The 26,680-nt window shown below is 58.8% G+C and carries 27 protein-coding genes; 16 read left to right on the forward strand and 11 right to left on the reverse strand.

Going from position 1 to position 26,680, the window contains the following annotated elements; genetic code table 11:
• The first annotated feature begins 61 nt into the window (after positions 1-61).
• Together ACD590_RS02250 and ACD590_RS02255 are read left to right on the forward strand one after the other, a co-directional pair.
• The gene (locus ACD590_RS02250) at positions 62-499 is read left to right on the forward strand and encodes a DUF4174 domain-containing protein (protein WP_439002047.1); all 438 of its coding nucleotides are present in this window, start codon (positions 62-64) and stop codon (positions 497-499) included.
• A 42-nt stretch (positions 500-541) separates the two neighbouring features.
• A complete protein-coding gene (locus ACD590_RS02255; RefSeq protein WP_128401352.1) occupies positions 542-733 on the forward strand; it encodes a hypothetical protein in 192 nt (63 codons plus the stop codon).
• On the opposite strand, the gene ACD590_RS02260 is transcribed toward ACD590_RS02255, so the two are convergent.
• Together ACD590_RS02260 and ACD590_RS02265 are read right to left on the reverse strand one after the other, a co-directional pair.
• On the reverse strand, positions 705-1,586 hold the full coding sequence (locus ACD590_RS02260; RefSeq protein ID WP_131704701.1) for a LysR family transcriptional regulator: 882 nt from the start codon (positions 1,584-1,586) through the stop codon (positions 705-707). The genes ACD590_RS02255 and ACD590_RS02260 overlap by 29 nt on opposite strands.
• Positions 1,583-1,897 carry a putative quinol monooxygenase gene (locus ACD590_RS02265; protein ID WP_018244870.1) on the reverse strand — a complete coding sequence of 105 codons (315 nt, stop codon included), beginning with the start codon at positions 1,895-1,897 and terminating at the stop codon, positions 1,583-1,585. The genes ACD590_RS02260 and ACD590_RS02265 overlap by 4 nt, the downstream gene beginning before the upstream one ends.
• 194 nt (positions 1,898-2,091) lie before the next feature.
• Between ACD590_RS02265 and ACD590_RS02270 the strand changes: the two genes are divergently transcribed.
• The 8 genes from ACD590_RS02270 (at position 2,092) to ACD590_RS02305 (ending at position 10,863) form a co-directional block, all read left to right on the forward strand.
• Positions 2,092-3,588 (forward strand): CoA-acylating methylmalonate-semialdehyde dehydrogenase, encoded by a 1,497-nt coding sequence (locus ACD590_RS02270; protein WP_018445771.1) that lies wholly within the window; start codon positions 2,092-2,094, stop codon positions 3,586-3,588.
• Between the two features lie 332 nt (positions 3,589-3,920).
• Positions 3,921-4,403, forward strand: coding sequence for an iron-responsive transcriptional regulator RirA (gene rirA / locus ACD590_RS02275; protein ID WP_018244873.1), 483 nt, complete (start codon positions 3,921-3,923; stop codon positions 4,401-4,403).
• Between the two features lie 339 nt (positions 4,404-4,742).
• A complete protein-coding gene (locus ACD590_RS02280) occupies positions 4,743-6,338 on the forward strand; it encodes an ABC transporter substrate-binding protein (RefSeq protein ID WP_439002048.1) in 1,596 nt (531 codons plus the stop codon).
• An 87-nt stretch (positions 6,339-6,425) separates the two neighbouring features.
• On the forward strand, positions 6,426-7,430 hold the full coding sequence (locus ACD590_RS02285) for an ABC transporter permease subunit (RefSeq protein WP_439002049.1): 1,005 nt from the start codon (positions 6,426-6,428) through the stop codon (positions 7,428-7,430).
• A 9-nt stretch (positions 7,431-7,439) separates the two neighbouring features.
• Positions 7,440-8,330, forward strand: a complete 891-nt coding sequence (locus ACD590_RS02290) for an ABC transporter permease subunit (RefSeq protein ID WP_439020841.1) — start codon at positions 7,440-7,442, stop codon at positions 8,328-8,330.
• Entirely contained in the window at positions 8,330-9,346 is a 1,017-nt protein-coding gene (locus ACD590_RS02295; RefSeq protein ID WP_018445769.1) for an ABC transporter ATP-binding protein, read from the forward strand. The genes ACD590_RS02290 and ACD590_RS02295 overlap by 1 nt, the downstream gene beginning before the upstream one ends.
• Positions 9,343-10,296: a peptide ABC transporter ATP-binding protein gene (locus ACD590_RS02300; protein WP_439002050.1), complete on the forward strand. Its 954-nt coding sequence runs from the start codon at positions 9,343-9,345 to the stop codon at positions 10,294-10,296. Before ACD590_RS02295 ends, ACD590_RS02300 begins: the two co-directional genes overlap by 4 nt.
• 27 nt (positions 10,297-10,323) lie before the next feature.
• A complete protein-coding gene (locus ACD590_RS02305) occupies positions 10,324-10,863 on the forward strand; it encodes a gluconokinase (protein ID WP_113542212.1) in 540 nt (179 codons plus the stop codon).
• On the opposite strand, the gene ACD590_RS02310 is transcribed toward ACD590_RS02305, so the two are convergent.
• The 3 genes from ACD590_RS02310 to ACD590_RS02320 form a co-directional block, all read right to left on the reverse strand.
• Positions 10,853-12,100, reverse strand: a complete 1,248-nt coding sequence (locus ACD590_RS02310) for an NAD(P)/FAD-dependent oxidoreductase (RefSeq protein ID WP_439002051.1) — start codon at positions 12,098-12,100, stop codon at positions 10,853-10,855. The genes ACD590_RS02305 and ACD590_RS02310 overlap by 11 nt on opposite strands.
• A 76-nt stretch (positions 12,101-12,176) precedes the next feature.
• Complete coding sequence (locus ACD590_RS02315) at positions 12,177-12,680, reverse strand: isoprenylcysteine carboxyl methyltransferase family protein (RefSeq protein WP_439002052.1); 504 nt, start codon at positions 12,678-12,680, stop codon at positions 12,177-12,179.
• Positions 12,677-13,729, reverse strand: a complete 1,053-nt coding sequence (locus ACD590_RS02320; protein ID WP_439002053.1) for a type III polyketide synthase — start codon at positions 13,727-13,729, stop codon at positions 12,677-12,679. Before ACD590_RS02320 ends, ACD590_RS02315 begins: the two co-directional genes overlap by 4 nt.
• A 168-nt stretch (positions 13,730-13,897) precedes the next feature.
• Here ACD590_RS02320 and ACD590_RS02325 point away from each other — a divergent pair, with 168 nt between their 5' ends.
• The 3 genes from ACD590_RS02325 to ACD590_RS02335 are packed head-to-tail and all read left to right on the forward strand — an operon-like array spanning position 13,898 to position 15,888.
• Positions 13,898-14,434: a tetratricopeptide repeat protein gene (locus tag ACD590_RS02325; RefSeq protein ID WP_193445703.1), complete on the forward strand. Its 537-nt coding sequence runs from the start codon at positions 13,898-13,900 to the stop codon at positions 14,432-14,434.
• 48 nt (positions 14,435-14,482) lie between these two features.
• On the forward strand, positions 14,483-15,088 hold the full coding sequence (locus ACD590_RS02330) for an RNA polymerase sigma factor (RefSeq protein WP_439002054.1): 606 nt from the start codon (positions 14,483-14,485) through the stop codon (positions 15,086-15,088).
• Complete coding sequence (locus ACD590_RS02335; protein ID WP_439002055.1) at positions 15,085-15,888, forward strand: anti-sigma factor; 804 nt, start codon at positions 15,085-15,087, stop codon at positions 15,886-15,888. The genes ACD590_RS02330 and ACD590_RS02335 overlap by 4 nt, the downstream gene beginning before the upstream one ends.
• A 27-nt stretch (positions 15,889-15,915) precedes the next feature.
• Here the strand turns inward: ACD590_RS02335 and rfbA are convergent, their stop codons facing one another.
• Genes rfbA through rfbC form a run of 4 tightly spaced genes read right to left on the reverse strand, consistent with a single transcriptional unit; the run spans position 15,916 to position 19,306 of the window.
• Positions 15,916-16,779, reverse strand: a complete 864-nt coding sequence (gene rfbA, locus ACD590_RS02340; protein ID WP_131647285.1) for a glucose-1-phosphate thymidylyltransferase RfbA — start codon at positions 16,777-16,779, stop codon at positions 15,916-15,918.
• On the reverse strand, positions 16,776-17,669 hold the full coding sequence (gene rfbD / locus ACD590_RS02345) for a dTDP-4-dehydrorhamnose reductase (protein ID WP_439002056.1): 894 nt from the start codon (positions 17,667-17,669) through the stop codon (positions 16,776-16,778). Before rfbD ends, rfbA begins: the two co-directional genes overlap by 4 nt.
• Before the next feature lies 1 nt (position 17,670).
• Entirely contained in the window at positions 17,671-18,726 is a 1,056-nt protein-coding gene (gene rfbB, locus ACD590_RS02350; protein WP_439002057.1) for a dTDP-glucose 4,6-dehydratase, read from the reverse strand.
• Between the two features lie 13 nt (positions 18,727-18,739).
• Positions 18,740-19,306 carry a dTDP-4-dehydrorhamnose 3,5-epimerase gene (gene rfbC / locus ACD590_RS02355; RefSeq protein ID WP_131647306.1) on the reverse strand — a complete coding sequence of 189 codons (567 nt, stop codon included), beginning with the start codon at positions 19,304-19,306 and terminating at the stop codon, positions 18,740-18,742.
• A 466-nt stretch (positions 19,307-19,772) separates the two neighbouring features.
• Here rfbC and ACD590_RS02360 point away from each other — a divergent pair, with 466 nt between their 5' ends.
• The 3 genes from ACD590_RS02360 (at position 19,773) to ACD590_RS02370 (ending at position 23,386) form a co-directional block, all read left to right on the forward strand.
• Positions 19,773-21,173, forward strand: coding sequence for an MBOAT family O-acyltransferase (locus ACD590_RS02360; protein WP_439002058.1), 1,401 nt, complete (start codon positions 19,773-19,775; stop codon positions 21,171-21,173).
• Positions 21,174-21,183: 10 nt separating this feature from the next.
• Positions 21,184-22,374 carry a hypothetical protein gene (locus tag ACD590_RS02365; protein ID WP_439002059.1) on the forward strand — a complete coding sequence of 397 codons (1,191 nt, stop codon included), beginning with the start codon at positions 21,184-21,186 and terminating at the stop codon, positions 22,372-22,374.
• 100 nt (positions 22,375-22,474) lie between these two features.
• The gene (locus ACD590_RS02370) at positions 22,475-23,386 is read left to right on the forward strand and encodes a glycosyltransferase family 2 protein (RefSeq protein ID WP_439002060.1); all 912 of its coding nucleotides are present in this window, start codon (positions 22,475-22,477) and stop codon (positions 23,384-23,386) included.
• Between the two features lie 199 nt (positions 23,387-23,585).
• Here ACD590_RS02370 and ACD590_RS02375 read toward each other — a convergent pair whose 3' ends face one another.
• Positions 23,586-25,388, reverse strand: coding sequence for a glycosyltransferase family 2 protein (locus ACD590_RS02375; protein WP_439002061.1), 1,803 nt, complete (start codon positions 25,386-25,388; stop codon positions 23,586-23,588).
• A gap of 5 nt (positions 25,389-25,393) precedes the next feature.
• Positions 25,394-26,494, reverse strand: a complete 1,101-nt coding sequence (locus tag ACD590_RS02380; protein ID WP_439002062.1) for a hypothetical protein — start codon at positions 26,492-26,494, stop codon at positions 25,394-25,396.
• Positions 26,495-26,680: the final 186 nt, after the last annotated feature.

Genomic DNA, 26,680 nt, shown 5'->3' on the forward strand with positions numbered 1-26,680 from the left:
CTGACGTTTCGATGGAACCCGCGCCGTCTCGGGCCGTTCTCCAGTTGACGGGAGAATATGCATGTCGAAAACTCTTCTCTACGGTGCGACGAAGATCGACGAGACCAACAGCGCTTATGCGCCGGCCGAAAGTCTCGCCCAGTTTCAGTGGAAGAACCGCGTCTTCGTTGTTTTCGCCGACAGGGATAATTCTCGCGCCGCCCGGCAGGAAAATCACCTGCTGGCCGACCGCTCAGCGCTCGATGAGCGTGATCTGGTGGTGCTCAAGATTTCCGGTGCCGGCGTTCGACCACTCTTCGGTGCGGTTGGCGGCCTCGACGGCGAAGCGATCCGCCGCGATCTCGAGGCACCGGAGGTGGGCGAATTCGCCGCTTTCCTTCTCGGCAAGGACGGCACCGTGAAGCTCAAGGCCAGCGAGCCGATTACCGATGGCGAGCTCTTTGCCATTATCGACAGCATGCCGATGCGCGCTGCCGAATCGCTGAAGCCGGACAAATAGCCCCGACGTCGCATAAACTGAAATCATCAAAGGGAGGCGGTCATGTCCGTGCCCAACGAACCCATTCCCGATCAGCCGCCGATGCCCGGGCCCGGCTGGAAGCCGGTGCCGCCGATCAAGGAACCGGAGCCTGACCGGCTGCCCGATGAAGCGCCGGTTCCAAATCCCGACGAGAACGACGAACCGGCAAAACACGCTTCGAAGCTTAAAGAAAGATGTGCCGTTCGGCGCTGACGAGTTCCTGCAGAAAATCGGCGACGCTCCTGACGCGCATGAGGTCGCGCGCCGTTTCGTGATAGGTCGTCCAGTAAGCGCGGCGGATCGAAACCTCCGGCAGGATGCGCTGGAGTTCAGGATACTGCCGGGCGATATAATCGTGCAGGATGCCGATCCCGGCGCCTGATCGCACCGCTTCCGTCTGCCCGATCGCCGTCGAAATTTCGAAGCTTGCATCCCAGCTCCGCATCACCTCGCCGGAGAAATTCAGCGAGGCGGTGAAGATCAGGTCTTCGACGTAACCGATGCGCGGATGCGCCTTCAGCGCGTCGATATCGCCTGGCGTGCCCCGGGAGGCGAGGTAGTCGCGTGAGGCATAGAGACCGAGCGTGTAGTCGGTGAGCTTGGAGGAGACGAGCCGGCCTTGTTCGGGCCGCTCCAGCGTGATGGCGATATCCGCCTCGCGCTGCGACAGCGAGAAAGAGCGCGGCACCGGTACGAGCTGGATCTTCAGCTCCGGATGGCGCTCGATCAGTCTGCCCATGCGCGGCGCAAGAAAGGAAACACCGAACCCATCAGGCGCACCGACGCGCACAGTCCCGGCAATTGCCGTATCTGTGTGGCCAAGGCTGGCCTGTGCTGCGAGCATTTCCGTTTCCATCCGTTCTGCGGATGCCAGGAACACTTCGCCTTCGGCCGTCAGCTCGCAGCCATTCGTGCGACGGATGAAAAGCCGCGTCTTCAGCGCCTCTTCCAGCGAAGTCAATCGTCGTGAGAGCGTGGCGTGATTGAGCCCCAGCCGCTTCGAGGCGGCAAGGATCTGCCCGGTGCGGGCGACGGCTAGGAAAATCCGAACATCATCCCAATTCATGGCTTGGCACGCATTGCAATCGGATCGACCTCGACAAGCGTCAGCGATGTCACCATCTGCGCCGTCTGGTTCTTGTACTTGAGGAAATGCGGTGTCCGCAGATGGGCCTCGTATGCTTCTTGGTCGGCGTAGACTTCAAGGATACGGATCCGATTTGGGCTGTCCCTGATGGAAACAGCGCTCAGGGAAAGGACACCGTCTTCCAGCGCTAGGGATGCTTCGATTTCTTCCGTGAGCAAGGCGCGATAGGTTTCAAGCGTGTCCGGATCGATCTCCAGTTCCGCCATTCTGACGATGGGTTTCCGGCTCATCGGTTTGACCTCCCCCCAGGGTTTGACTTGTCGGCGTTTGACTTGTTGGCGTGCAGGGCCAAGTTTGGAAGCAGCCGCAGCGCCTGATGCGACGATAGGGCTATAATTTGCGCACAACGGTTGCTTACATCAGCGCATTGATTTGTGCAAATTGAAGTGCGATTGTCGGTCATCGAAAAACAGGAGGAACACCCATGCGTGAGATCGGTCATTTCATCGGCGGCAAGCAGGTTGCCGGCACCAGCGGCCGCGTGAGCAATGTCTACAATCCGGCGACGGGCGAAGTGCAGGCGACGGTCGCACTCGCAAGCGTCGAGGAACTGCGCGCCGCCGTCGAAAACGCCAAGGCTGCGCAGCCGAAATGGGCTGCCACCAACCCGCAGCGCCGCGCCCGCGTCTTCTTCAAATTCGTCGAACTCCTGAACAAGCACATGGACGAACTTGCCGAAATCCTCTCCAAGGAGCACGGCAAGACGATCGAGGATGCCAAGGGCGACGTCATTCGCGGCCTCGAAGTCTGCGAATTCGTCTGCGGCATTCCCCATCTCGCCAAGGGCGAGTTCACCGAGGGCGCCGGGCCAGCGATCGACATGTATTCGATCCGCCAACCGGTCGGCATCGGCGCCGGCATCACCCCCTTCAATTTCCCCGGCATGATCCCGATGTGGATGTTTGCGCCGGCGATCGCCTGCGGCAACGCCTTTATCCTGAAGCCCTCCGAGCGTGATCCTTCCCTGCCGATCCGCCTCGCCGAACTGATGATCGAGGCCGGTCTGCCCGCCGGCATCCTCAACGTCGTCAACGGCGACAAGGGTGCGGTTGACGCAATTCTCACCGATCCTGATATCGGCGCCGTCTCCTTCGTCGGCTCGACGCCGATCGCCCGCTACGTCTATGGCACCGCGGCGATGAACGGTAAGCGCGCCCAATGCTTCGGCGGCGCCAAGAACCACATGATCATCATGCCGGATGCAGACCTGGACCAGGCCGTCAACGCGCTGATGGGCGCAGGCTACGGTTCGGCCGGCGAGCGCTGCATGGCGATTTCGGTTGCTGTTCCGGTCGGCGAGGAGACCGCCAACCGCCTCGTCGAGAAGCTGACGCCGAAAATCGAGTCCCTGCGCATCGGCCCCTATACCGACGACAAGGCCGACATGGGCCCGCTGGTCACCAAAGAAGCCTATACCCGTGTTCGCGGCCTGATCGACCGCGGCATCGAAGAAGGTGCCAAACTCGTCGTCGACGGCCGCGATTTCAAGCTCCAGGGTTATGAAGACGGCTATTTCGTCGGCGGCTGCCTGTTCGATCATGTCACGCCCGAGATGGATATCTACAAGACCGAGATCTTCGGACCTGTCCTTTCCGTCGTTCGCGCCGCGAACTACGAGGATGCGCTGTCGCTGCCGATGAAGCACGAATATGGCAACGGTGTCGCCATCTACACCCGTGACGGCGATGCCGCCCGCGATTTCGCATCGCGCATCAATATCGGCATGATCGGCATCAACGTTCCGATCCCGGTTCCGCTCGCCTATCACTCCTTCGGCGGCTGGAAGGCCTCGAGCTTCGGCGACCTCAACCAGCATGGCACGGATTCGATCAAGTTCTGGACGAAGACCAAGACCGTCACTGCCCGCTGGCCCTCGGGCATCAAGAGCGGCGCTGAATTCGTCATGCCGACGATGAAGTGATCGTCACGACATTCCGATCTGAAATCTGCAATTCGGGGGCCATTTGGCTCCCGAATTTTTCCTCGTCATGCTGATTGCCGGCGATATCGGTCCGGCGTCGAGGATGTCCTGAGTCTGCTCGCCATCTCCTATTCCCCCAGTGCCGAGGTCAAATTGATGCGCAAGGCACGCCCGAGCGCAGGCGGGCCATCCTGGATGACGTCGAGATCCTGGAGCGGGATTGACGTCGCGGCAAATGGCCTCATAAGCTGAATGCGAATTTCATATTTTGGAATTGTTCAAAACTACCAAACCGCCTATATAGGTCTGAACAGACGAGTCAGGAGAATGGCATGCGGTTGACGAAGCAGACGAACTATGCGGTTCGCATGTTGATGTATTGTGCTGCCAATGACGGCCACTTGAGCCGGATTCCGGAAATCGCCAAGGCCTATGGCGTTTCCGAGCTCTTTCTTTTCAAGATCCTTCAGCCGCTGAACAAGGCGGGTCTGGTCGAAACCGTGCGCGGTCGCAATGGCGGTGTGCGCTTGGGCAAGCCGGCCGCCGACATTAGTCTTTTCGACGTCGTTCGGGTGACGGAAGACAGCTTCGCCATGGCCGAATGCTTCGAGGATGACGGTGAAGTCGAATGCCCGCTGGTCGACAGTTGCGGTTTGAATTCGGCGCTGCGCAAGGCGCTCAACGCCTTCTTCGCCGTGCTGTCGGAATATTCCATCGACGACCTCGTCAAGGCGCGTCCGCAGATCAATTTCCTTCTCGGGATTACCGGCGAGCCGGCATATCGCAAACCCGCGATCGTTGCCCCCGCCGCCTGAATTAGAGAGCAGAATATGCTTCTGAACCGCGGTTGCCCCGGCAACCGCGGTTTTTGTTTTTGCGGGCGTCTCATCGGCCTTCGGAATGCTGGGAAATGCCGGTTGCATGTCGCGATGGGCGCGCTTTTATACCAAATGCGACAAAATTCCGGTCTTTTTTGTCTGAATATTTCCAAATGCGGCTGATTTTTGACTGAAAATTTCTAAAATTGTCCAGCTGGAAAATTTTTCTGCGTAGCCCGTTGCTTTCAGTAGATAAATATCGTTCCATCAACCGTCGATCGTGATGCCATTCTACGATCTCCAAACATCAAAAAAGAACAACCGGGAAACAATATTATGAAAAAGATCTCTGTCCTCCTGGCAGCGACGGCCTTGATTTCCGTCATGGCGACGTCGGCCTGGTCCAAGACCCTTGTTTATTGCTCCGAGGGCTCGCCGGAAGGCTTCGACCCGAGCCTCTATACGGCAGGCACGACCTTCGACGCGTCGTCGCGCACGGTCTATAGCCGTCTCGTCGAATTCAAGCATGGCGGCACCGAGATCGAGCCGGGCCTGGCCGACACCTGGAGCGTTTCGGCCGACGGCAAGGAGTACACCTTCAAGCTGCATCCGGGCGTGAAGTACCAGACCACCGACTTCTTCACGCCGACGCGTGACTTCAATGCCGACGACGTCATCTTCTCCTTCGAGCGCCAGCTCAAGGCTGACAATCCGTGGAACAAGTATGTCGAGGGCGGCTCTTACGAATATGCTGCCGGCATGGGCTTCCCGGAGCTGATCAAGTCGGTCGAGAAGGTCGACGACCTCACCGTCAAGTTCACGCTCAACCATCCCGAAGCGCCGTTCCTCGCCGACCTCGCCATGGACTTCGCCTCGATCGTCTCCAAGGAATATGCCGACAAGCTCGCCGCCGACGGCAAGATGGCGCAGATGAACCAGCAGCCGCTCGGCACTGGCCCGTTCACCTTCGTCGCCTACCAGCCGGATGCCGTTATCCGCTACAAGGCCAACGAAACCTATTTCAAGGGTAAGGAAAAGATCGACGATCTGGTTTTCGCCATCACCTCTGACGCCGCCGTGCGCGCCCAGAAGCTGAAGGCCGGCGAATGCCACCTCATTCCTTATCCGAATGCGGCTGACGTCGCCGAACTTAAGAAGGACGAGAACCTGACCGTGCTCGAGCAGGCCGGCCTGAACGTTTCGTATCTCGCTTACAACACCTTGATTGCTCCATTCGACAAGGCCGAAGTCCGCAAGGCGCTGAACATGGCGATCAACAAGCAGGCGATCGTCGATGCCGTCTTCCAGGGTGCCGCGGCCGTTGCCAAGAACCCGATCCCGCCGACGATGTGGTCCTATAACGACGCCGTCGTAGACGACAAGTACGATCCCGATGCGTCGAAGAAGATGCTGGCAGATGCCGGCGTCAAGGATCTGAAGATGAAGATCTGGGCGATGCCGGTTTCGCGTCCGTACATGTTGAACGCGCGTCGCGCCGCCGAATTGATGCAGGCCGACTTGGCCAAGGTCGGCGTCGATGCGGAAATCGTCACCCATGAATGGGCCGAATATCTGAAGCTCTCGTCCGACAAGAATCGCGACGGTGCCGTCATCCTCGGCTGGACCGGCGACAACGGCGATCCAGACAATTTCATGGATACGTTGCTTGGCTGCGACGCTGTCGGCGGCAACAACCGCGCTCAGTGGTGCAACAAGGAATTCGACGATCTGATGACGAAGGCCAAGCAGACGGCCGACGTCGCCGAGCGCACGAAGGCTTATGAGCAGGCGCAGCTGATCTTCAAGAAGGAAGCTCCCTGGAATACGCTCGACCACTCGTTGGTCTTCGTTCCGATGAGCAAGAAGGTCTCGGGCTTCTTCATGGATCCGCTTGGCATCCACCGTTTCGACGGCGTGGACATTTCCGAATAATAAAAAATCTGTAAACTACCCGGTCAACGCCGGGTGCGGCCGGCGGTCAGGTTCCCCTGACCGCCGGAAACTATTGGAAAACCTGCTATGTTGCGTTTTTTCATCGGCCGCCTCGCGGTGCTGATCCCGACGTTTCTCGGCGTTTCACTCATTGCCTTTTCGTTCATCCGCCTGATTCCCGGTGATCCGGTCATGCTTCTGTCGGGGGAACGTGTCATGGCGCCGGAACGTCACGCCCAGATCATGCACGATCTCGGCTTCGACCGGCCCATATATGTGCAATATTTCGATTATATCGTAAAAGTGTTGCACGGCGATCTCGGCACCTCGATCGTCACCAAGCGGCCCGTTCTCGGTGAGTTCTTCACGTTGTTCCCGGCAACGCTGGAACTTTCGCTCTGTGCCATCATCATCGCGGTCTGTCTTGGCGTGCCCGCCGGCGTCTTTGCAGCCGTCAAGCGAGGCACGTGGTTCGATCAGAGCATGATGGGTGTTGCCCTCATCGGTTATTCCATGCCGATCTTCTGGTGGGGCTTGCTGCTTATCATCTTCTTCTCCGGCTATCTCGGCTGGACACCGGTTTCCGGCCGCATCTCGCTGATGTATTTCTTCAAGCCGGTCACCGGCTTCATGCTGATCGACAGCCTGCTGTCGGGCCAAAAGGGCGCCTTCGCCTCGGCGGTCAGCTACCTCATTCTGCCGACCATCGTGCTGGCGACCATCCCGCTCGCCGTTATCGCCCGCCAGACGCGTTCGGCGATGCTCGAGGTTCTGGGCGAGGATTATGTCCGCACGGCGCGCTCGAAGGGCCTGAAGCCGTTGCGCGTCGTCGGCGTGCACGCGTTGCGCAATGCGATGATCCCCGTCATCACCACGATCGGTCTGCAGATCGGCGTCCTTCTTGCCGGCGCCATCCTCACAGAGACGATTTTCTCCTGGCCGGGTATCGGCAAATGGATGGTCGATTCGGTCTTCAAGCGCGACTACGCCGTGGTCCAGGGCGGTCTTCTGCTGATCGCCGGCGTCATCATGCTGGTCAATCTGATTGTTGATGTTCTCTACGGCTTCATCAATCCGCGCATTCGTCACTAGGAGCGGTCCATGAGCGCGGTCACCGTCAAAACCGGCCAACCATCCGCTCTTGCGGAGTTCTGGCATTATTTCTCCCGCAACAAGGGCGCCGTCATCGGCCTGGTGGTTTTCATCATCATTCTGGTCGTCGCAGTCCTCGCGCCGCTCTTTGCGCCACATCAGCCGAACGAGCAGAACCGTGCGGTACTGCTGGCCGTGCCGTTCTGGATGGAGGGCGGCAGCGCCTCCTTCCCGCTTGGAACGGATGCCGTCGGCCGCGATATCCTTTCGCGCCTGATCTACGGCGCGCGGTTTTCGCTGTTCATCGGCGTCGTCGTCGTTACGCTTTCGGTCATTTCAGGCGTGCTGATCGGCCTCGTCGCCGGATTTTTCCGCGGCAAGATCGATACCGCGATCATGCGCCTGATGGATATCATCCTGGCCTTCCCGTCGCTGCTGCTGGCTCTGGTGCTGGTGGCCGTGCTCGGGCCAGGGCTTACCAATGCGATGATCGCGATTTCGCTGGTCAACCAGCCGCATTTCGTGCGGCTGACGCGCGCCTCGGTCATCTCAGAGCGTGAGAAGGAATATGTGATTGCCTCGCGTGTCGCCGGGGCCGGCACCTTCCGTTTGATGTTCAAGACGATCCTGCCGAACTGTCTGGGCCCCCTGATCGTTCAGGCGACGCTCGCCTTCTCGGCGGCGATTCTCGATGCCGCCGCCCTCGGCTTTCTCGGCATGGGCGCTCAGCCACCGACACCCGAATGGGGGACGATGCTAGCCGAATCCCGTGAGTTCATTTCGCGCGCCTGGTGGGTGGTGACGTTTCCGGGTCTTGCCATCCTCATCACCGTTCTCGCCATCAACCTGATGGGCGACGGCCTGCGCGACGCGCTCGATCCCAAACTGAAGAGGTCGTGATGCCACTCCTCGAGATTGAAAATCTGACTGTCGAATTCCAGACCTCTTCCGGTCTCTTCCGCGCCGTCGACCGCGTATCGCTTGTCTGCGATAAGGGCGAGATCCTGTCGGTTGTCGGCGAATCCGGCTCGGGCAAATCCGTTGCCATGCTTGCCCTGATGGGGCTTTTGCCCTGGACGGCGAAGATCACCGCCGACCGCATGCAGTTCGACGGCAAGGATCTGCGCGGCATCTCCGCCCGCCAGCGCCGCAGGATCGTCGGCAAGGATATGGCGATGATCTTCCAGGAGCCGATGTCCAGCCTGAACCCGTGTTTCACGGTCGGCTTCCAACTCGGCGAGACCCTGCGCTTCCATATGGGCCTCAACCGCACGGAGCGCCGCCAACGTTCGATCGAACTGCTCAACCTCGTCGGCATTCCGGCGCCGGAAGAGCGCCTGTCGAACTTCCCGCATCAGATGTCCGGCGGCATGAGCCAGCGCGTCATGATCGCCATGGCGCTCGCCTGCAATCCGAAGCTGCTCATCGCCGACGAGCCGACGACCGCGCTGGACGTGACGATCCAGGCACAGATCCTCGATCTGCTCGTTCGCCTGCAGAAGGAGCAGGGCATGGCGCTGGTGCTGATCACCCACGACATGGGCGTCGTTGCCGAAACCGCTGAACGCGTGCAGGTGCAATATGCTGGCCAGAAGGTCGAAGAACAGCCGGTGAGGGCGCTGTTCCGCGATCCGCATCATCCCTATACCGCAGCCCTGCTCGCCGCTCTGCCGGAACGCGCCAAAGTCGGCCAGCGTCTTCCCTCGATCGCCGGTGTCGTTCCCGGCCAGCATGGTCGCCCGACGGGCTGTCTCTTTGCGCCGCGCTGTGGCTTCGCCACGGTCGAATGCGAGCGCGGCGTTGTCCGCCAGGGGCCGGAGCTCGGACTGGCGCTCTGCAACTATCCTTTGAAGGACGGCAAGCCGCTCGGGCATCCCGGCATCATGGCCGTTGAAACTGCAGGAGACCTCGTATGACGGACGCCGTTCTCGAGGGCAGGGATCTCGCCCGCTTTTACACCGTCAACCGCGGCCTCTTCAAAGCCGATGCCACCGTCAAGGCGCTGAACGGTGTCAGCTTCAGCCTGCATTCCGGCAAGACGCTCGCCGTCGTCGGCGAATCCGGTTGCGGCAAGTCAACGCTCGCCCGCCTGGTCACCATGATCGAGAATCCGACATCGGGGCAATTGCTGATCGACGGCAAGCCCGCCCATGTCGGCGACCGCGGCCTGCGCAGCCAGGTGCAGATCGTCTTCCAGAATCCCTACGGCTCGCTCAACCCACGCCAGAAAGTTGGTTCGATCCTCGAAGAACCGCTGAAGATCAACACCAATCTCGACGCCGCCGCCCGCCGCCGCAAGGTGGAGGAGATGATGGCCCGCGTCGGTCTGCGTCCGGAGCATTATGGCCGCTATCCCCATATGTTCTCAGGCGGCCAGCGCCAGCGCATCGCCATAGCCCGCGCCCTGATGCTGCGGCCGAAGGTACTGGTGCTGGACGAACCGGTTTCGGCGCTCGACCTTTCGATCCAGGCGCAGGTGCTGAACCTCTTGATGGACCTGCAGAAGGAGATGGGGCTTGCCTATCTCTTCATCTCGCACGGCCTGTCCGTCGTCCATCATATCGCCGACGAGGTGATGGTAATGTATCTCGGCCGTCCGGTGGAAACCGGTCCCGCCGCCGAGGTTTTCGCCAGGCCGCGCCATCCCTATACGGCAGCCTTGCTGTCGGCGACGCCGATTGCCGATCCCGATCGCGAGAAGACCCGCATTCGCCTGCAGGGCGAACTGCCTTCGCCGTTGAAGCCGCCGTCGGGTTGCCACTTCAATCCGCGCTGCTGGAAGGCGCAGGACCATTGCCGCCAGGTTTCTCCCGAATTAACTGGGGAAGGCACACATCAATATGCCTGTCATTTCCCGCTCGATTGAGCGGGAAGATAAGCCCGAGGAGTAAACATGCCGGATGAGCAGATGAACAGGCCTCATGCGATCATCGTCATGGGGGTCAGCGGCTGCGGCAAATCCTCCGTCGGCGAGAAACTCGCCGAAGCCTTGCACCTGGTCTTCGTCGAAGGTGATGCGCTTCATCCGGCCGCCAATGTCGAAAAGATGTCGAAGGGCATTCCGCTGACCGATGAGGACCGAATGCCCTGGCTCGACCGGATCGGCGAAGACATGAAGGCCTCGCTGGAGAAAAGCGAGGGCATCATCGTCTCCTGCTCGGCGCTGAAGCGCATCTATCGCGACAGGCTGCGGGCTGCTGCCGGTGGCAATCTGTTCTTCGTCTATCTCGAAGGTTCCAGGGCGTTGCTGATGAAGCGTATGGGCGAGCGCAAGGGACATTTCATGCCGGTCTCGCTGCTCGACAGCCAGTTGGCGACGCTTGAGGTGCCCACAGGCGAGCCGGGCGTCGTCACTGTCGATATCGACGATACGATCGACGGCATCGCCGCAACGGCGCTCGAAGGCCTCGCAGCGCTCGGCGTTACGGGTTGAAACGCTGCGGCGAATAGGCCGCGATATCGATGAACGGCGTCTCGCCGGTGATGAGTTCGGCAAGCACGCGGCCGGTCACCGGCCCGAGCGTCAACCCGTGATGGGCATGGCCGAAGGCAAACCACAGGCCCTGATGGCGCGGCGCCTTGCCGATAACAGGCATCATGTCGGGCGTGCAGGGGCGCGCCCCCATCCAAGGTTCGGGATCGAGCCTGCCTCCGAGCGGAAAGATCGTACGCGCCACGGCTTCGGCCCGGTCGAGCTGGACCGGCGTCTTCGGTGCGTCGAGCGTTGCAAACTCCGCCCCTGTCGTCAGGCGGATGCCGCGGCGCATCGGCGCAAGGAGATAGCCGCGTTCGGCATCGAGCGTCCAGTTGTTGAGCACGGCATTGCCCTCGGCGGCATAGTGCATGTGATAGCCGCGCTTGACGCCGAGCGGGAAGGAATAGCCGAGCCGGCGCGTTGCAACGGCCGCCCAGGGGCCGAGCGCCATCACCGCATCCTCTGCTTCGAGCGGACCTTCCCGGGTCATGATCTTCCAGCCGGAGCCGAACTGACCGAGCGAGGCGGCGTCACCCGTGACGAACTTGCCACCGAGGCTTTCGAAATAGCGGCGATAGGCCGATGTCAGCGCATGCGGGTCGAGCACCGACCAGGGATCGCGCCAGTGGATACCGCCGGCGAAATCGCCGGTCATATGAGGTTCCATGCGGGCGATATCGGCCGGCGTCAGGCTGTCATACTCCACGCCGAATTCATTCTGCCAAAGTGCGGCCTCCGCAAGAGCCCCGTCGCGCTTGGCTTCAGTGCGGAAAATCTTCATCCAGCCGTCCTTGCGGATCAGCCCTTCGGCCTGCGACGCCTCGATCAGATCCTTGTGTTCGACAACCGAATTTGCGATCAGCGGCGCATAGGCCCGGGTGATGATGGCGTGGCGGCGCGCATTGGAATTCCACCAGTAGCGGGCGAGAAAGGCGAGCTGGCTCGGCAGCGTACGCAGGTGATAATGCGCGTCGATGCGGGTATTCAGCGCATAACGCAGCAAAAGCCCGAGCTGCTGGGGAAAGCCGTAAGGCGCGACACCTTCGCGCTGGATCAGGCCGGCATTGCCGAAGGAGGTTTCGTTGCCCGGATCCTTGCGGTCGATCAGCGTTACCTGCCGGCCGCGCCGCTGAAGATGGATGGCCGTGGAAACCCCGACGATGCCGGCGCCGAGCACGATTGCGTTTTTAGTCATTTCCGCTTGCATTCCACGTTGTTTATCGGGGTGAAAATGCCCGTGCCGATACCGCGACGCAAACGGAAAATCGCATTCATTTCAAAATCATTGCGCTTTTCAGTGCGGCATTTTCAGCCTTCACGCGGACATGGAGGATAAGCGCGTTGAGAAGCGAAAAGACGATCGCGTAAAGCGGTAGGCCGAAGGCGAGGGGAAGGACGGCGATCTCGCCGACGACGATCGCATAGTTCGGATGGCGGAGGAAGAGATAGGGTCCGGATCTGATGAGTGGCGCGCCGGGCAGGATGATGATCCGCGTCGTCCAGCGGCCTTTCAGCGTCGCCAGCACCCAGAGCCGCAGCGCCTGCAGCCCCATGAACACGAGAAACCAGAAGAGCGCGACCGGCCTGCCCGGTGCAAGCAGCCAGAGACCAATGATCCAGCCTGCATGCAGCGCCACCATGATGGGATAGTGCTCGGGTGCCACCTCTCTGGCGCCCCTGGCGAGAAGAGCGGCGGTGTTGCGCCGGGCGAGCACGAGTTCCGCCAGCCGCTGCAGCGTCACGAATGTCAAAAGCCCGATCGACGGCCACATCATGCCGCCCTCCGCAGCGTCACGCAGCTGGCCGAAAAGCCGGGCCCCATGGCGATCATCGCGGAGCGCGCCGGCAACCCGGCGCGGATTGCCCGCTCCAGCACGAACAGGATGGTTGGCGAGGACATGTTGCCGTATTCGGCCAGCACGGTACGCTCGTGATCCAACGTGCCCGGCGGTATCGAAAGCGCGCTCTCCATCGCGGCCAGCACCTTCATGCCGCCGGGATGGCAGATGAAGCGGTCGATATCCTCCACCCTCAGCCCGTTTCGCGCCAGAATGGCCGACACCGCCGGGCCGAGCTCCTTTTCGGCAAACGGCGGCAGCGATTGCGCCAGCACGATACCGAAGCCGCCGTCATCGATCTTCCAGCCCATGATATCGAGCGTGTCGGGAAAGAGATGTTCGCCGGTCGACTCAACTTCCGCTAGTCCGTCTCCGCCTGATCGCAGCACGCAGGCGGCAGCGCCGTCGCCGAAAAGCGCCGTCGCAATGATGTTCGGCCGCGTCAGCTCGTCCAGCCGGAAGGCGAGCGTGCAAAGCTCGATCGAGACGAAAAGCACAACAGTGCCCGGCCGGCTTCGCGCCAGCCGCGAGGCGATCGCAAAGCCTGATACGCCGGCCGCACAGCCGAGCCCGAAGACCGGCACGCGTTCGATATCGGGTCTGAAACCCATCCTGCGGCTATGCTGCGCATCAAGGCTCGGTGTCGTAAAACCGGTGGAGGAGACGGTCACGACACAGTCGACATCGCCGGCCTCAAGCCCTGCCTGGCGAAGGGCAGAGGTGGCAGCCTCGACGAAAAGCCCGCCTGCCACCTCGGCAAAGGCCTGCATCCGGTCCTGCCAACCATGCGGCTCGTCAAACCAGGCAAGCGGCCGCGCCGCATGGCGCTTTTCGATACCGGCGCTATCGAAGACGCGGGCAAGATGGCGGAAATCTTCGAAGCGGTCGGCAAACAACCGGGCCGAGGCTTCGACCGCCTGTTTTTGGAAAATGACATGTTCGGGTGTCGCAACGGCGAGGCTGACGAGTTTGACGGTATCGGTCACAGAATTCTCCTTGTCCCTCCGGCGGAACGAAGGAAAACACGCAGACGCCCAAATTATTCAGCTCTGAAGCTTCACGAAAGGGTGAAGAAAGAAATGCAAGCAGCAGCCGAATAAAGCTGGATGCAGCGGTGTTCTCTCGTCGCAACGTCACTTTCGAGGAGTTTCCCCATGACGATCATGACAGCCCGCATCGCTTCCATCATTCTCGGCGGCTGCCTTGCCGCTTCTGTTGTCTCCGGCCCGGTTTTTGCGGTTGGCAATGATAGCAGCACGACGCCCACCTGCAAGAAGGGCGAGATCTACGACCAGAAGACCAAGAAATGCGTCAAGCAGCAGAGCGCCAACGTCTCCGACGAGAACCGCGCCGACTATGCCTATTCGCTGGCCAAGGCCGGTCGTTATGAGGAGGCGCTTGCCGTCCTCGACACGGTCAAGGATAAGAACACCGCCGAAGTGCTGAATTATCGGGGTTATGCCACCCGCAAGCTCGGCCGCACCGACGAGGGCATCTCCTATTATCTGCAGTCGGTGAAGATGGATCCGCAATACGCCAAGGTCCGCGAATATCTCGGCGAAGCCTATGTCATCAAGGGTCAGCTCGATCTCGCCAAAGACCAGCTGAAGTCAATCAAGGCGATCTGCGGCACCGGCTGCGAGGAGTATCAGGATCTGAACGCTGCAATCCTTGATCCCTCGAAGATCTGATCAGCAGGCCACGGCGCGGGAAAACGGAAGCACGAAAGGGATGTAAGAATGTCGGTCGCGCGCACCCATTTTCCTGCCTATAGTCGCGCGAGAATGGAATCGCCGGTTCATCCGGCGGTTTCGAGGGATGCAGGATTGGCGGAGGCGGCCATCGCGAGCGAAGCGGATATCAGGAGCGGCCTGACGGAAAATCTGGCAAGGCTCTGGCGTTATGGTCTCGTTCTCTCGCATCAGCGCGATGTCGCCGACGATCTGGTGCAGGCGACCTGCCTTCGCGCATTGGAGCGCGCCGATCAGTTCATCCCCGGCACCCGGCTCGACCGCTGGCTGTTTTCGATCCTGCATTCGATCTGGCTGAACGAGATCCGTTCCCGCCGGGTGCGCCAGGGCCAGGGTTTCGTCGATGCCGGGGAGACGCTGACCTTCGATGGTGCGCACGACACCGAAACGCATGTGATGGCGGGTCAGGTGCTGAAACAGGTGAATGCGCTGCCTGAGGCGCAGAGGACGGTGATTTTCCTCGCCTATGTGGAAGGACTTTCCTATCGCGAGGTTGCAGGCATATTGGATATCCCGATCGGAACCGTGATGAGCCGGCTGGCGGCTGCCCGCGCCAAGCTCTCCGGCGTCGGATCGGAAGGGGGACGGCAATGAACACGAAGCACACCATTCCCTCCGACGAGGACCTGACCGCCTTCATCGACGGTGAACTGACGGCCGAAGAGGCTGCGCGCATTGAAGCCATTGTGAACGAAGACGAGAGCACCGCCGAACGGCTGGAATTTCTGGCGCGTGCCAGCCTGCCGTTCGAGCAAGCCTTCGCCCCGTTGCTGTCTGAGGCCCCACGCGAAAAGCTGGAGACGATGCTCGCTGCCATCCCGGTGCAGCAGAGCGCAAGATCCGACCCCACGCCCGCTTTCGGCAGCCGTCGCCGCTTCCTCGGCGCGCTCGCCGCCTCGCTGGTAGCCGGCATCGCGATCGACCGCGCCGTCATCGGCATCGGCAGGAGCTTTTCGGCAAAGGACGAAAACAGCGAATGGCGCGCCGTGGTCGCCGATTATATCTCACTCTATACCCCGGAGACTCTCGCCGGCCCCGTACCCGAGAGAGACATCCAGGCCGCCCAGCTCGGCTCGCTCGACGAAAAACTCGGCCTGTCGCTCTCCCCCGAAGCCGTGTCGCTTCCGGGCATCGATTTCAAACGCGCACTGATGCTGCAATATGATGGCAAGCCGCTCGCCCAGATCGCCTATCTCGATCCCGAAACCGGTCCGATAGCGCTGTGCATCGTCAAATCAGATGCCGGCAGTAAGGCGCCGGACCTCGAAAGCCGCAAGGGCCTGAATGTGATCTACTGGTCGAACGAGACGCACGCCTTCATGCTGATCGGCCGCATTCCGGCCGACCGCATGAAGGAATTGGGAGAGGACGTCAGGAGGAGGCTTTCAGCCTGACCTCTATATTCTGCCGAATCGCAGCTATTATTCCACCAGACCACGCAAATATTGGCCGTAATCGCCTTTGCCCGCTTTGGCGGCAATCTGGGCGAAGTGCTCCTTGGTTATGAAGCCTTTCGCCAGCGCAATTTCCTCCGGGCAGGCGATTTTGAAGCCCTGGCGTTTTTCAAGCGTTCGGACGAACTCGCCGGCCTCAAGCAGACTTTCGGGTGTGCCGGTGTCGAGCCAGGCATATCCCCGGCCCATCATCGAGACACGCAGCTTCCCCCGCTCCAGGTAGATCTTGTTGACATCGGTGATCTCGTATTCGCCGCGTGGCGATGGCTTTAGATTGGCTGCGATATCAACGACGTCTGCATCGTAAAAATATAGGCCGGTGACAGCCCAGTGCGATTTGGGCTTAGCCGGCTTTTCTTCAATCGAAATGGCAGTCATGTCGCTGCCGAATTCGACGACACCGTAACGTTCGGGATCGTGCACATGATAGGCAAATACCGTCGCGCCATCACCCTTGGACACACCCTCTTCGAGGAGTTCCGGAAGGCCGTGGCCGAAGTAGATATTGTCTCCAAGGATAAGGCAGGATGGCCCGCCCGCCACGAAGTCTGCGCCGATGATATAGGCCTGGGCCAGTCCATCGGGACTTGGCTGGACAGCATAGCTCAGAGACATGCCCCATTCACTGCCATCACCCAGCAAACGCTGAAAGAGCGGCATATCGTGTGGAGTGGAGATGATCAAAACTTCCCGTATGCCAGCCAGCATCAAGGTCGTCAGCGGGTAGTAGATCATTGGTTTATCATAGATCGGAAGCAACTGCTTCGAGACCGAATGAGTCATCGGGTGCAGGCGACTGCCGCTCCCCCCCGCAAGCACTATACCCTTCATACGGCCTCCTTCGGCTCTTCCAAGAGCTTTGTCACAGCATCTCGCGCTGACATCCGCCAATCCGGCATGCTCACGCCATAGAGGCCCTTCAACTTATCGCAGCACAATCTGGAATTGGCTGGCCGTTTCGCGGCTGTGGGGTAATCAGCGGTGGCAATGTCCTTGACGGTGACGCGCCTGCCGGTCTTTTCCTCGAGAACTGACATTACATATCGTGCAAACCCAGCCCAGCTCGTTTCGCCGTTGCCGGCCAAATGAAAAACGCCACGCAAGTCCGGACTGGAGTCACTTGCTAGCCTGCCTGCTATCTTGACGATAGCCTCGGCTATGTCGTTGGCTGAGGTCGGGCAACCCAGTTGATCGCTCACAACGCTCAACTCTTCCCGCGTCTCCGCAAGCCTGAGCATGGTTTTCACAAAGTTGTGGCCAAACGTTGAATAGACCCAGGCTGTCCGCAGGATGACATGGTTTTCATTCGCGGCGGCGACCGCAAATTCGCCCTCGAGCTTCGATCTGCCATAGACGGATACCGGTCCGACCGGGTCGCTCTCGACATAGCTTTCGGGCTTGTCGCCATCGAAAACATAATCGGTCGAGAGGTGGATGACGGGAAGGGACAGCTCGGCAGCCGCTGCGGCGATGGCCCTTGCGCCGTCTCGATTGATGGCGAAAGCCGCCGCCTCATCGCTTTCGGCTTTGTCAACGGCAGTGTAGGCGGCCGACGAGACGACGACGTCAGGTTTGAGCTTCGCAATGGTTTCACGCACCGTCGACGGCTCGAGCAAATCCAACTCGGGCCTCCCGATGGCGATGACCTCGATAGCTCCCACGTTCAGCGCTTGCAACGCAGACGTGACCTGGCCGCACTTGCCTGTTACCGCGATGCGCATCTCACACCTTTTTCAACACGCCGAGGCGTTCACCGGAATACACACGCTCACGCAGCGGCTGCCACCACCAAGCATTTTCCAGATACCACTCAACGGTCTTGCGGATACCGCTGTCGAAATTCTCCAGTGCATTCCAGCCGAGTTCGGTCTCGAGCTTGGTGGCGTCGATAGCATAGCGTGCATCGTGGCCCGGCCGATCGGCAACATAGTTTATAAGATCACTATGCCGCGCGGTTCCTGGCCGGATTTCATCCATGATCGCGCACACGCGCTCGACCACGTCGATGTTTCGCCGCTCGTTGCGCCCGCCGACATTGTATTTTTCGCCGGGACGGCCCCGTTGCACGATCAGCCAAAGCGCTCGTGCGTGGTCGTCGACATAGAGCCAATCGCGAATGTTGGAGCCGCTTCCATAGACGGGCAACGGCTTCCGTTCCAGCGCGTTCAATATGATGAGAGGAATGAGCTTTTCCGGGAAATGGAAAGGACCGTAATTGTTCGAACAGTTGGAAATGATCACGGGCAGGCCGTAAGTCCTTTCCCACGCCGTCGCGAGGTGATCGCTTGCTGCCTTGGACGCGGAGTAGGGAGAGGACGGATCGTAAGGTGTCGTCTCGGCAAACAGCCCGTCTTCGCCGAGGGAACCATAGACTTCGTCGGTAGACACGTGCAGCATCTTGAATGCCGCCTTTTCGTCCGCCGGAAGACCTTGCCAATATTGCCGCGCGGCCTCCAGCATGCTGAAGGTGCCGTTTATATTCGTTTCGATAAAATCCGCCGCGCCGGTGATCGAGCGGTCGACGTGGCTTTCCGCCGCCAGATGCATGACATAATCGGGACGAAACTCCTCGAAAGCGCTGCTGACCGCGCTTCTGTCGCAAATGTCGGCCTTGAGAAACCTGTAGTTCGGAGCATTCTCGATTGCTTTCAGCGAGGCAAGATTGCCGGCATAGGTCAGCTTGTCGATATTGAGAACGTCGGCGCCGATCTCGCTGACGAGATAGCGCACCAATGCCGAACCGATGAAGCCAGCGCCACCTGTTACAAGAACACGCATGAGGCCCTCCGTTTTACGAAAATTGAAAATATTCGGGGAGTTCGGAAAGCAGTGGCTGCTTATTGTCCTTATCAGAAAGAACGTAGGCATCCATCTGCGGCCACTCGATCCCGATCTCGGCGTCGTTCCACCGCACGCCACGGTCATGTTCCGCGCTGTAGGGCGCTGTGACTTTGTAGCTTATGATCGTATCGGGCTGCAAAGTGACGAACCCATGCGCAAATCCGGCTGGCACCCAAAGCTGTGAGCCATTCTCAGGGGACAGTTCTGCGGAGACCCACTTCCCATATGTCGGAGAGCCATGTCTGATATCGACCGCCACATCCAGGAGCGCGCCACGGAGACAACGCACAAGTTTGCCTTGCGCAAAGGGAGACAACTGAAAATGTAATCCCCGGACGGTTCCCGGTTGGGCTGAAAGGGACTCATTATCCTGCACGAAAGATACGTCGGCCACACTAGTGCGGAACCAGGAATCTTTGAAGACTTCGCTGAAATAGCCCCTCGAGTCACCGAACCTGGCGGGAGTGATCTTTTTGACGTCCCCGATCTCCAGTTGTTCTACATTCAACGCATACATCCTTGCATTAGGCTCGATCGCTGGATTGTGACAGCGGCCGACGCCGGCAATATAGCCAATTGTGCTGCTGAGCACATACCTTGGCGAGGCCCCGACGGCAAGATGAGAATCCAGTTCTGCCGCCAGTTGTGTGCGGCGCCGGAGCAAACGATTGAAGCCAAGGTAAAGTGTTGGCTTCTAGAGTAATTCCAGCAAAATTGCGTCGAGGCTTTGCGTCCCGCTTGTCTCTATCCGAGGTCGCAAGGTGCTTTGCAGTGACATAACGGCTGCAGCCAAAAGAGAATTCATTCCTGACACCCTTTGAATACCAGTTGGCGCTTGGCATAGGTGTCAATCATGCGCTATGGCGCACGCCGGCATAGACATTTGCCGCTGCCGCATGGGGTTTGCGGCATGGGTGATGAAACAACGGATCCACAAGTCGCTGGGTGCCCGTTGTACGAGCTGGATCGCGGAGAGGTGACGTTTGCTGTTCAATTCTGAAGGTTATGGGATCCTTCTGGCTCTTACATTATTGGCGTATTGGTCTACGAAGTCTGTCCCTCTCCGGCAGGTCATAGTATTTATTGCCAGTGTTGTTTTTTATATTCAGTGGAGTTTTCTATTTGTATTTCTGCTGCTTGGCCTCATTATTCTGAATTGGGTCATCACTGTCGGGGTTTATCCGCGGAACAGCCGTCTGGGCCTATGGCTGGTGATGTTGGCAAATCTGGGCATATTATTCTCATTCAAATACCTCTCCTTCTTCGTCGACAATGTAGTCGATGGACTTCAGTTGATCGGAATCGCGGTAGAGAGCCCCAGGATTCCGGCTCTTCTGCCGTTAGGCATCTCGTTTTATGTCTTTGAATTGATTTCGTATGCTGTCGATCTATACAATAAAAAGATGGTCGCGGAACGAAATCCGCTGAAGCTGTCGATATTCGTATTGTTCTTCCCGCACCTGATTGCCGGCCCGATTTGCCGCGCTAATCAGTTCATGCCGCAAATTGGCACCCTGCAGAAGCTTTCAAGCGATCTCATTGTTACGGGAGCGTATCTTTTTGTCACTGGTTTCGCTCTGAAGTGTGGAATCGCCGACGGTATCGCTCCCTACGTCAATACGACATTTGCCAACCCGGACAATTATGGCGGCCTCGACAATCTGCTGGCTGTTGTCGGATTTGGCGTTCAGATTTTCTGCGACTTCTGGGGCTATTCTCTCATGGCTCTAGGGGCGGCAAAGCTCTTTGGCTATGACTTGCCCTCGAATTTCAATTCTCCATACACGGCGCGATCAATTCAACAGTTTTGGCGTCGCTGGCACATCACGCTGTCGAATTGGCTTCGCGACTATTTGTATATTCCGCTCGGGGGATCGAGAGATCTTTCCAATTTCAAAATCACTCGAAATCTAATGATTACCATGTTGCTCGGAGGTTTGTGGCACGGAGCCAGTTATAACTTCGTCATATGGGGAGGAATTCATGGCCTCGCCCTCAGCGTGAACAGGTACTACCACCTCGTGAGGCTCCCATCGGGCGTGAAGGCGGTGTTCTCATGGGGGCCGATGTCGTGGATTCTCACCATGGCGGTGGTTTTCTTTTCATGGATATTTTTCAGGGCGCCGACCCTCTCCGAGGCGCTAATGGTCGTTTCAAATATATTTCGCTTCGGTGCCGGGTATATGCAAACAAGACTGGATGGAGTTTTCTTTGAATTGCTGGTTATGTTTGTTATTTTGTATTTTATCGCAAATAAAACCACAAATTCTCAACCCATAACCCATTATTCAACCCGGAATCAGCTTTTGGTGTTCTCAACAATGTTTGTGTTCTCACTCATTTACTATGTGGATGGCGCGCAATTCATCTATTTCCAATTCTAGGAGAGCAGCGGTGAGAACGATATTCGCTTACGTCGTCGTGTCTGTTCTGGCGCTAGCCATGGTTGAGGGGGCGGTTCGCGCTTATGAAATGTCCCAGGCCGCAACGAGAACGGAGGGTGTAGAGGGCTTGCTTCGGTCGCTGCCGGAAACAAAGATATTCGGACGCGAAATCGGCAACCAATTTCTGGTACACAATGTCGCGCTGTTCGAACAGTTGCCGGATCCGGAGGCCGTGCATACTGCGTTCGTCGGCAGTTCTCGTTCAAAGGTCCTCAGGCCCGCCCGCTTTGGGCTTGCGGACGCAGTCAACGGATCCGGGAACTCGTATAATGCAATCTCGTACGGGCTGCTCGTGCAGGCGGAAATATTACGGCGTCAATTCCCCAATTTGCGAAAGGTGTATGTTGAGGCACCAGTTTTGATGAGGCGTCGCGATGGGCTAACCATGGAAAGAGATCACCAGAAATACTTTCCGTTGCTCCTTTCTTTGATGCCTTTTATCGATCAACTGGATCAGGCAAAGCAGACCAAAGCGGAAATTATCAACTACGAAACGAATGGAGGGTCGCCAGATTCCCATTTGCTTCACTTTGTGCGGTACAGATCGGAACTTCGCCTGACGAATTTATACCGCAGGCTAATCGGGGCAGATGGCTCCATCCCGGTTTACGATGATCCCTGGTTCAAGACGGTTCGTCCAAATGGTGAGCGGATTGATTTGTCTGCCGCGATGAATGCGAATCCACTTCCGCCCATTGCGCGCGAACATCCTAAAATTCAGAGGCTCACTGATATCAGAAGCAATTTTCCCTGGGATGGGCTATTCGACCATTTCGCAATATGGGGGAAAGCACACAATATTCAGATCGTCTTCTATCAGCCGCCGGTGCGATCCGATGTGCTTGAATTCGAGAAAGAGTACGGCCTGGATTTGCATGTTGAGGACCTAAAGAGGGTGTCCGAAAAATATCACATTCCGTTCATTGATCTGGAGCGTGAGGGGCTTGGATTTGCCGAGGATTGGAGCCTTTTTTCGGACGAAGATCACATGGAGACGTGTACCGGTTCAACTCTACTCCTAGAGGCTATCTTGCAAGGGGAGGCGATGTTCGAGCAAGACGGACAGCTACTTCCAGCCATCTCACGCCGAGCCGTCGAGAGCGCATCCTCGCAGGAACTGGCGTCGTGCAATGGCAAGTAGGTTCGCATGCGGCTCATGGGATTGTGAGCTGCATAGCCCTGTGCCAATTGCCGGTGAGCGCGCTGCTGCCGCTTCCCGTTGAAAATTCGGAGATGTTCAATTGATCGAGATTCTTTGCGCGACCTATAATGGGATGCGCCATCTTCGGGAGCAGATTGCATCTATTGAGGCGCAGACGCTCACCGACTGGCATGTCACGTTCTTCGACGACGGTTCAACGGATGGTACCGTCGAAATGCTGGCAGCTCTGGCCGTAAATGATGCTCGCTTCAGCTTGATACGAAATCCCGTCAATCTCGGTTTTTGCGGAAATTTCCTGGGCAATCTTTCGAAGCTCAAGAACGCCGACGTTTATGCGTTCAGCGACCAAGATGACATTTGGTATCCGGAAAAACTCGAACGTGGGATTGACTGGCTGGCGCGGACCGATGCAGGCGCACCGGCAGTTTATTTCGCTCGGACTGAAATTGTCGATGAGCACCTCAACCATGTAGGCATGTCACCCAAGTTTAAACTCGAGCCAAGTTTTCGCAACGCCCTGGTCCAGAGCATCGGCGGAGGCAACACCATGATGTTCAATCAGGCGGCGAGGGATCTTGTGGTCAGCACCTTGCCGAAAACACGACTCATTTCCCATGACTGGTGGTTCTATATTGTTGTCGCGGGCTGCGGCGGGATTGTCCGATATGATTCCGAGCCCGTGTTGAAATACCGCCAGCACGCCGCCAACTTGATCGGCGCCAACAATAGTACCTCGGGACAAATCGTAAGGTTGTGGATGGCCCTCCAGGGGCAATGGCGCGCGTGGAACACTGTCCATGAGCTCGCAATCGCGACTTTCGAAGATCGCCTTACTCCCGAAAATCGTACCGCGTTCCATGCCTTTCAGCAGGCTCGCCATGGCGGCTGGCCCTTTGAGAGATTGTCCGTGCTCAAGCGAACCGGGATAAAGCGCCAAAGCGCGCTCCAGACCAAATTTCTTCCCATCCTCGCTCTACTGAACAGGCTGTAGGCGCTGCGCTGGCTATCGGCGGTTTCGACGGAAGCGGGGCACCTCGATGCAGATCTGGAAACTATCAGAAATTCGGCGCAGGCGTGCCATTTGGTGATGCAACGTTAACGCGATTCCCGGTGGCCCATAATCGGATCGACCACCCATTACTCAGGCATCAGTCGTCAGCTAGCGGAAACTCCGTAGCCGGCAGCGACGGTCAGGGATAATGCGATGCCTCTGCCCATGGAAGCGCAACGCGCGGAGGAAATGCTGGTCGGCAATCTGTGGCCTTATCGGAAAGGTTCGGACTGTAGAACGGGTCCTCGGCGATTTTCGCGCCCCATCGTTCCCGCATAGCCGCCTTGTCGAGCTCCAGTCGAGCCCGGCGGGTGCCGCCGTCGTCGCGGCCACGCGAAGCGGACTCCAAATGATATAGATGTGCGTGTGGAGTATAAATAACCCTAAGCCCAGCGCTGCGAACGCGCAAGCAGAAGTCTACATCGTTATATGCAACGGGGAAGCGCTGCTCATCGAGCCCCCCGAGGCGCTCATAAACTTCACGCCGGGTGATGAGGCACGCCGCTGTGACACATGTCACATCTTGCGCCACCGTCACCCGGCCATGATAGCCCGCTTGTCCAGCAGGCAGGCCCTTATGGATGTGGGAGGCTACACCGCCAATTCCCAGCACGACGCCCGCATGCTGCACCGTATCGTTGCCGTAGTGTAGCAACGCCCCGACCGCACCAACATCCCGGCGCACGGCATGGCTTGCCATCTCGCGCAGCCAGTCGGGCTCTTTGACCGCAAGGTCGTTGTTGATGAGACCGAACAAAGCGCCAGTTGAGGCTGCCGCGCCTAAATTATTGAGCCGTGAGAAGTTGAACGGGCCGTCATCGCGCAACACTCTTACTCGAGGATCACCGGCAAGACTGTCGAGGTAAGCATGGGTTTCGGCCTCAACGCTACCATTGTCAACGATGAGGATCTCAAGATCGGGCCAGTCGGTGTGTTGACGTAGGCCCTCGACGCAATTTGAGAGCAATTGATGACGGTCGCGCGTCGGCACGCAAAGCGATACGCGCGGCGCCGGGGAAGGTGTTGGCCAGACGACGTGGCGCCATCCGGCTTCGCCATTGTCATTGCTACGAATTTCAAGACCGTGCTTACGCGCGAAGGGGGAGGCTTGAACTGCCTCGGCGAATGCATTGGGCTCCGCGCGAGGCGCATCGGCCCTTCGATGATAGAGCACGAATGGTAGGTGCTGGATCGAGAACTCGTCCTGCGCGGCGAGCCACAACCAGGTGGCATAGACTGCGTCCGTTAACGAGGATTTATCCCCGCTCTGCGAGGCCGCAGCCAGAATGGTCTCACGGCTCAGAGCGCAGGACCTGAGGGTATAGGCTTGGGCCAGCACTAGATCGGGGCTCCAGGCACCTTTAAACCACGGATCGGAGCGTCGGCCGGCCGAGTCGATGCGGTCCTCATCAGCGTAAAGCGCCTTTGTGTCAGGTCTTTCTGCAAATCCAAGCACGAAAGTCGTCAATGCCGCCGGAGACAACTGATCACCTGCCACCATTGGTACGATGAGCGTCCCCGAGGCGGCCTCCAACAATTCCTCAAAGACCGCCCTGTCGGTGCGCCTGACCTCCAAAATTTTGGCTGGTATTCCGTCTTTTCGGGCCCGGAAGTCAACAGGCGGATCAACGAGGATTGCCTCCCAACGGTCATAGGTTTGCTCACCGATGGAACGAAGGCTCAGCTCGATGTGCTCGGGGCTCGTGCCGTTTGCGTCAATTAGGACTGTTATCAGTGGCGGTTCGGCAAGTTTCTGCTGCAGCTCAATAAGCCGGCGGCGCTCGGGCTGACCGATTGTCGCGTAGCGGCTCACCCAGTCAACATATGTCAACTTGCCTATGGCAGGTGCATGGACAGGGATGTTCGCGCCACCGCCTAGTCGCCTGCGCAGAGCCGCTACGAGGCGCTGAGGTAGAGTTAGAATGTCGTTAACCTCCATCATGCCTTCTACCCCGACCGTTTCTCTTCGTTAGGGCGGCGCACGTCCGCAGCGATTCTCTCGAGGATACGGCCAACGGCATCGCCCTCGATTACATGTCGCATACGAAATTCTCCGAGACAGGACTGCAGGTCACTTGACGCGGCACCAACCCCGTCGATGAAGCTCAGCCAGCTACCAGCGCTCGTCAAAATTGGCAACGGTTCATAGACTGGCAACGTCATGCCATAGCCAGCAACGGCGACGGGGCGAACCGCACGGGCGGCATCGAGGGCTACCGTAGAAGGCGTTGTGATCACCGCGTCGACAGAGCCGATAATCGCGCTGGCCGTATAGGCCTCCCAAGGCGGCACTGTGGGATCGGCCAAAACGATGTTGGCAGGCGCATCCGCCAGCAGATGGCTGTTTTTAGCTAGGTACCTGCCAGCGTGGTGCGGCTTCAACAGGAACGTCATTGCCGGACGCGCCGCCGCGACCTGACGGAGGTCTTGGATGAATGCATCGCGATAGCTATCGGTATAGCGCTCCCAATGCAGGTTCTCAAACACGGCCACCACGGGACCGGCCTGGAGATGAAGAGGCAGTTCCACCCGTGGAGGTTGCGGCGGCTTCGGTGTCCCGACGGCGAAACAGCGTGCCCGCATTGTCGGGCTTACCTCTGCGGGTAGCTTTTCGACCGGACCCCAGGTCAGGATGGTCGAGGAGGCGATCTCGATGGGGCCGTCGTGATCTGGGTAGGGCTCGAAATAGGTCAGCCCAACATTCTCCAGCCCGTGCTGCAGCGTGTAAGTCGGAATGGCGCGATTGTTCGCCCGGCGCACCACTGCGTGGGGTACGCGATGGGCGGGATGGTTGGTTTCACACGCGGTGATCACCGCATTTACCCTGGTAAGATCAGGCTCTAAGCCCGAGATAGCGTCTTTCTTTGTTATGACTAGCGGGACCACGGAGCGGGCGAGCAATTCGCGCGAGACACGTGGAGAAACCTTGTCGAGCCAGTCCGTAATCGCGACTGTCACTGCGAAGCGTCGGTCGGTTCGCATGCGCTCCACAATTGGCAAGATCACATCGAGATCCTGGATCAGGTCCATCAGAACCAGGGCGTTCACACGTAGGGGCGTCCCTGTCAGACTGGCTCTATCAGCCTGATGCAAGGCCTGTTCAACAATGCCGGCCCATTGCTGAGCACTCGCCGCCCGGTCAGTGCGTGACGCGAATTGCCGGCTTACATCTGTGGTGGGCATAGTCGCGACACTACGTTGTGCTGCTTTCGATGTCTGGCTCGGTTCCTCCTT

The organism is Rhizobium sp. 862_C5_N1_2 (assembly GCF_051811205.1).
In the GTDB taxonomy this organism is placed as follows: domain Bacteria; phylum Pseudomonadota; class Alphaproteobacteria; order Rhizobiales; family Rhizobiaceae; genus Rhizobium; species Rhizobium leguminosarum.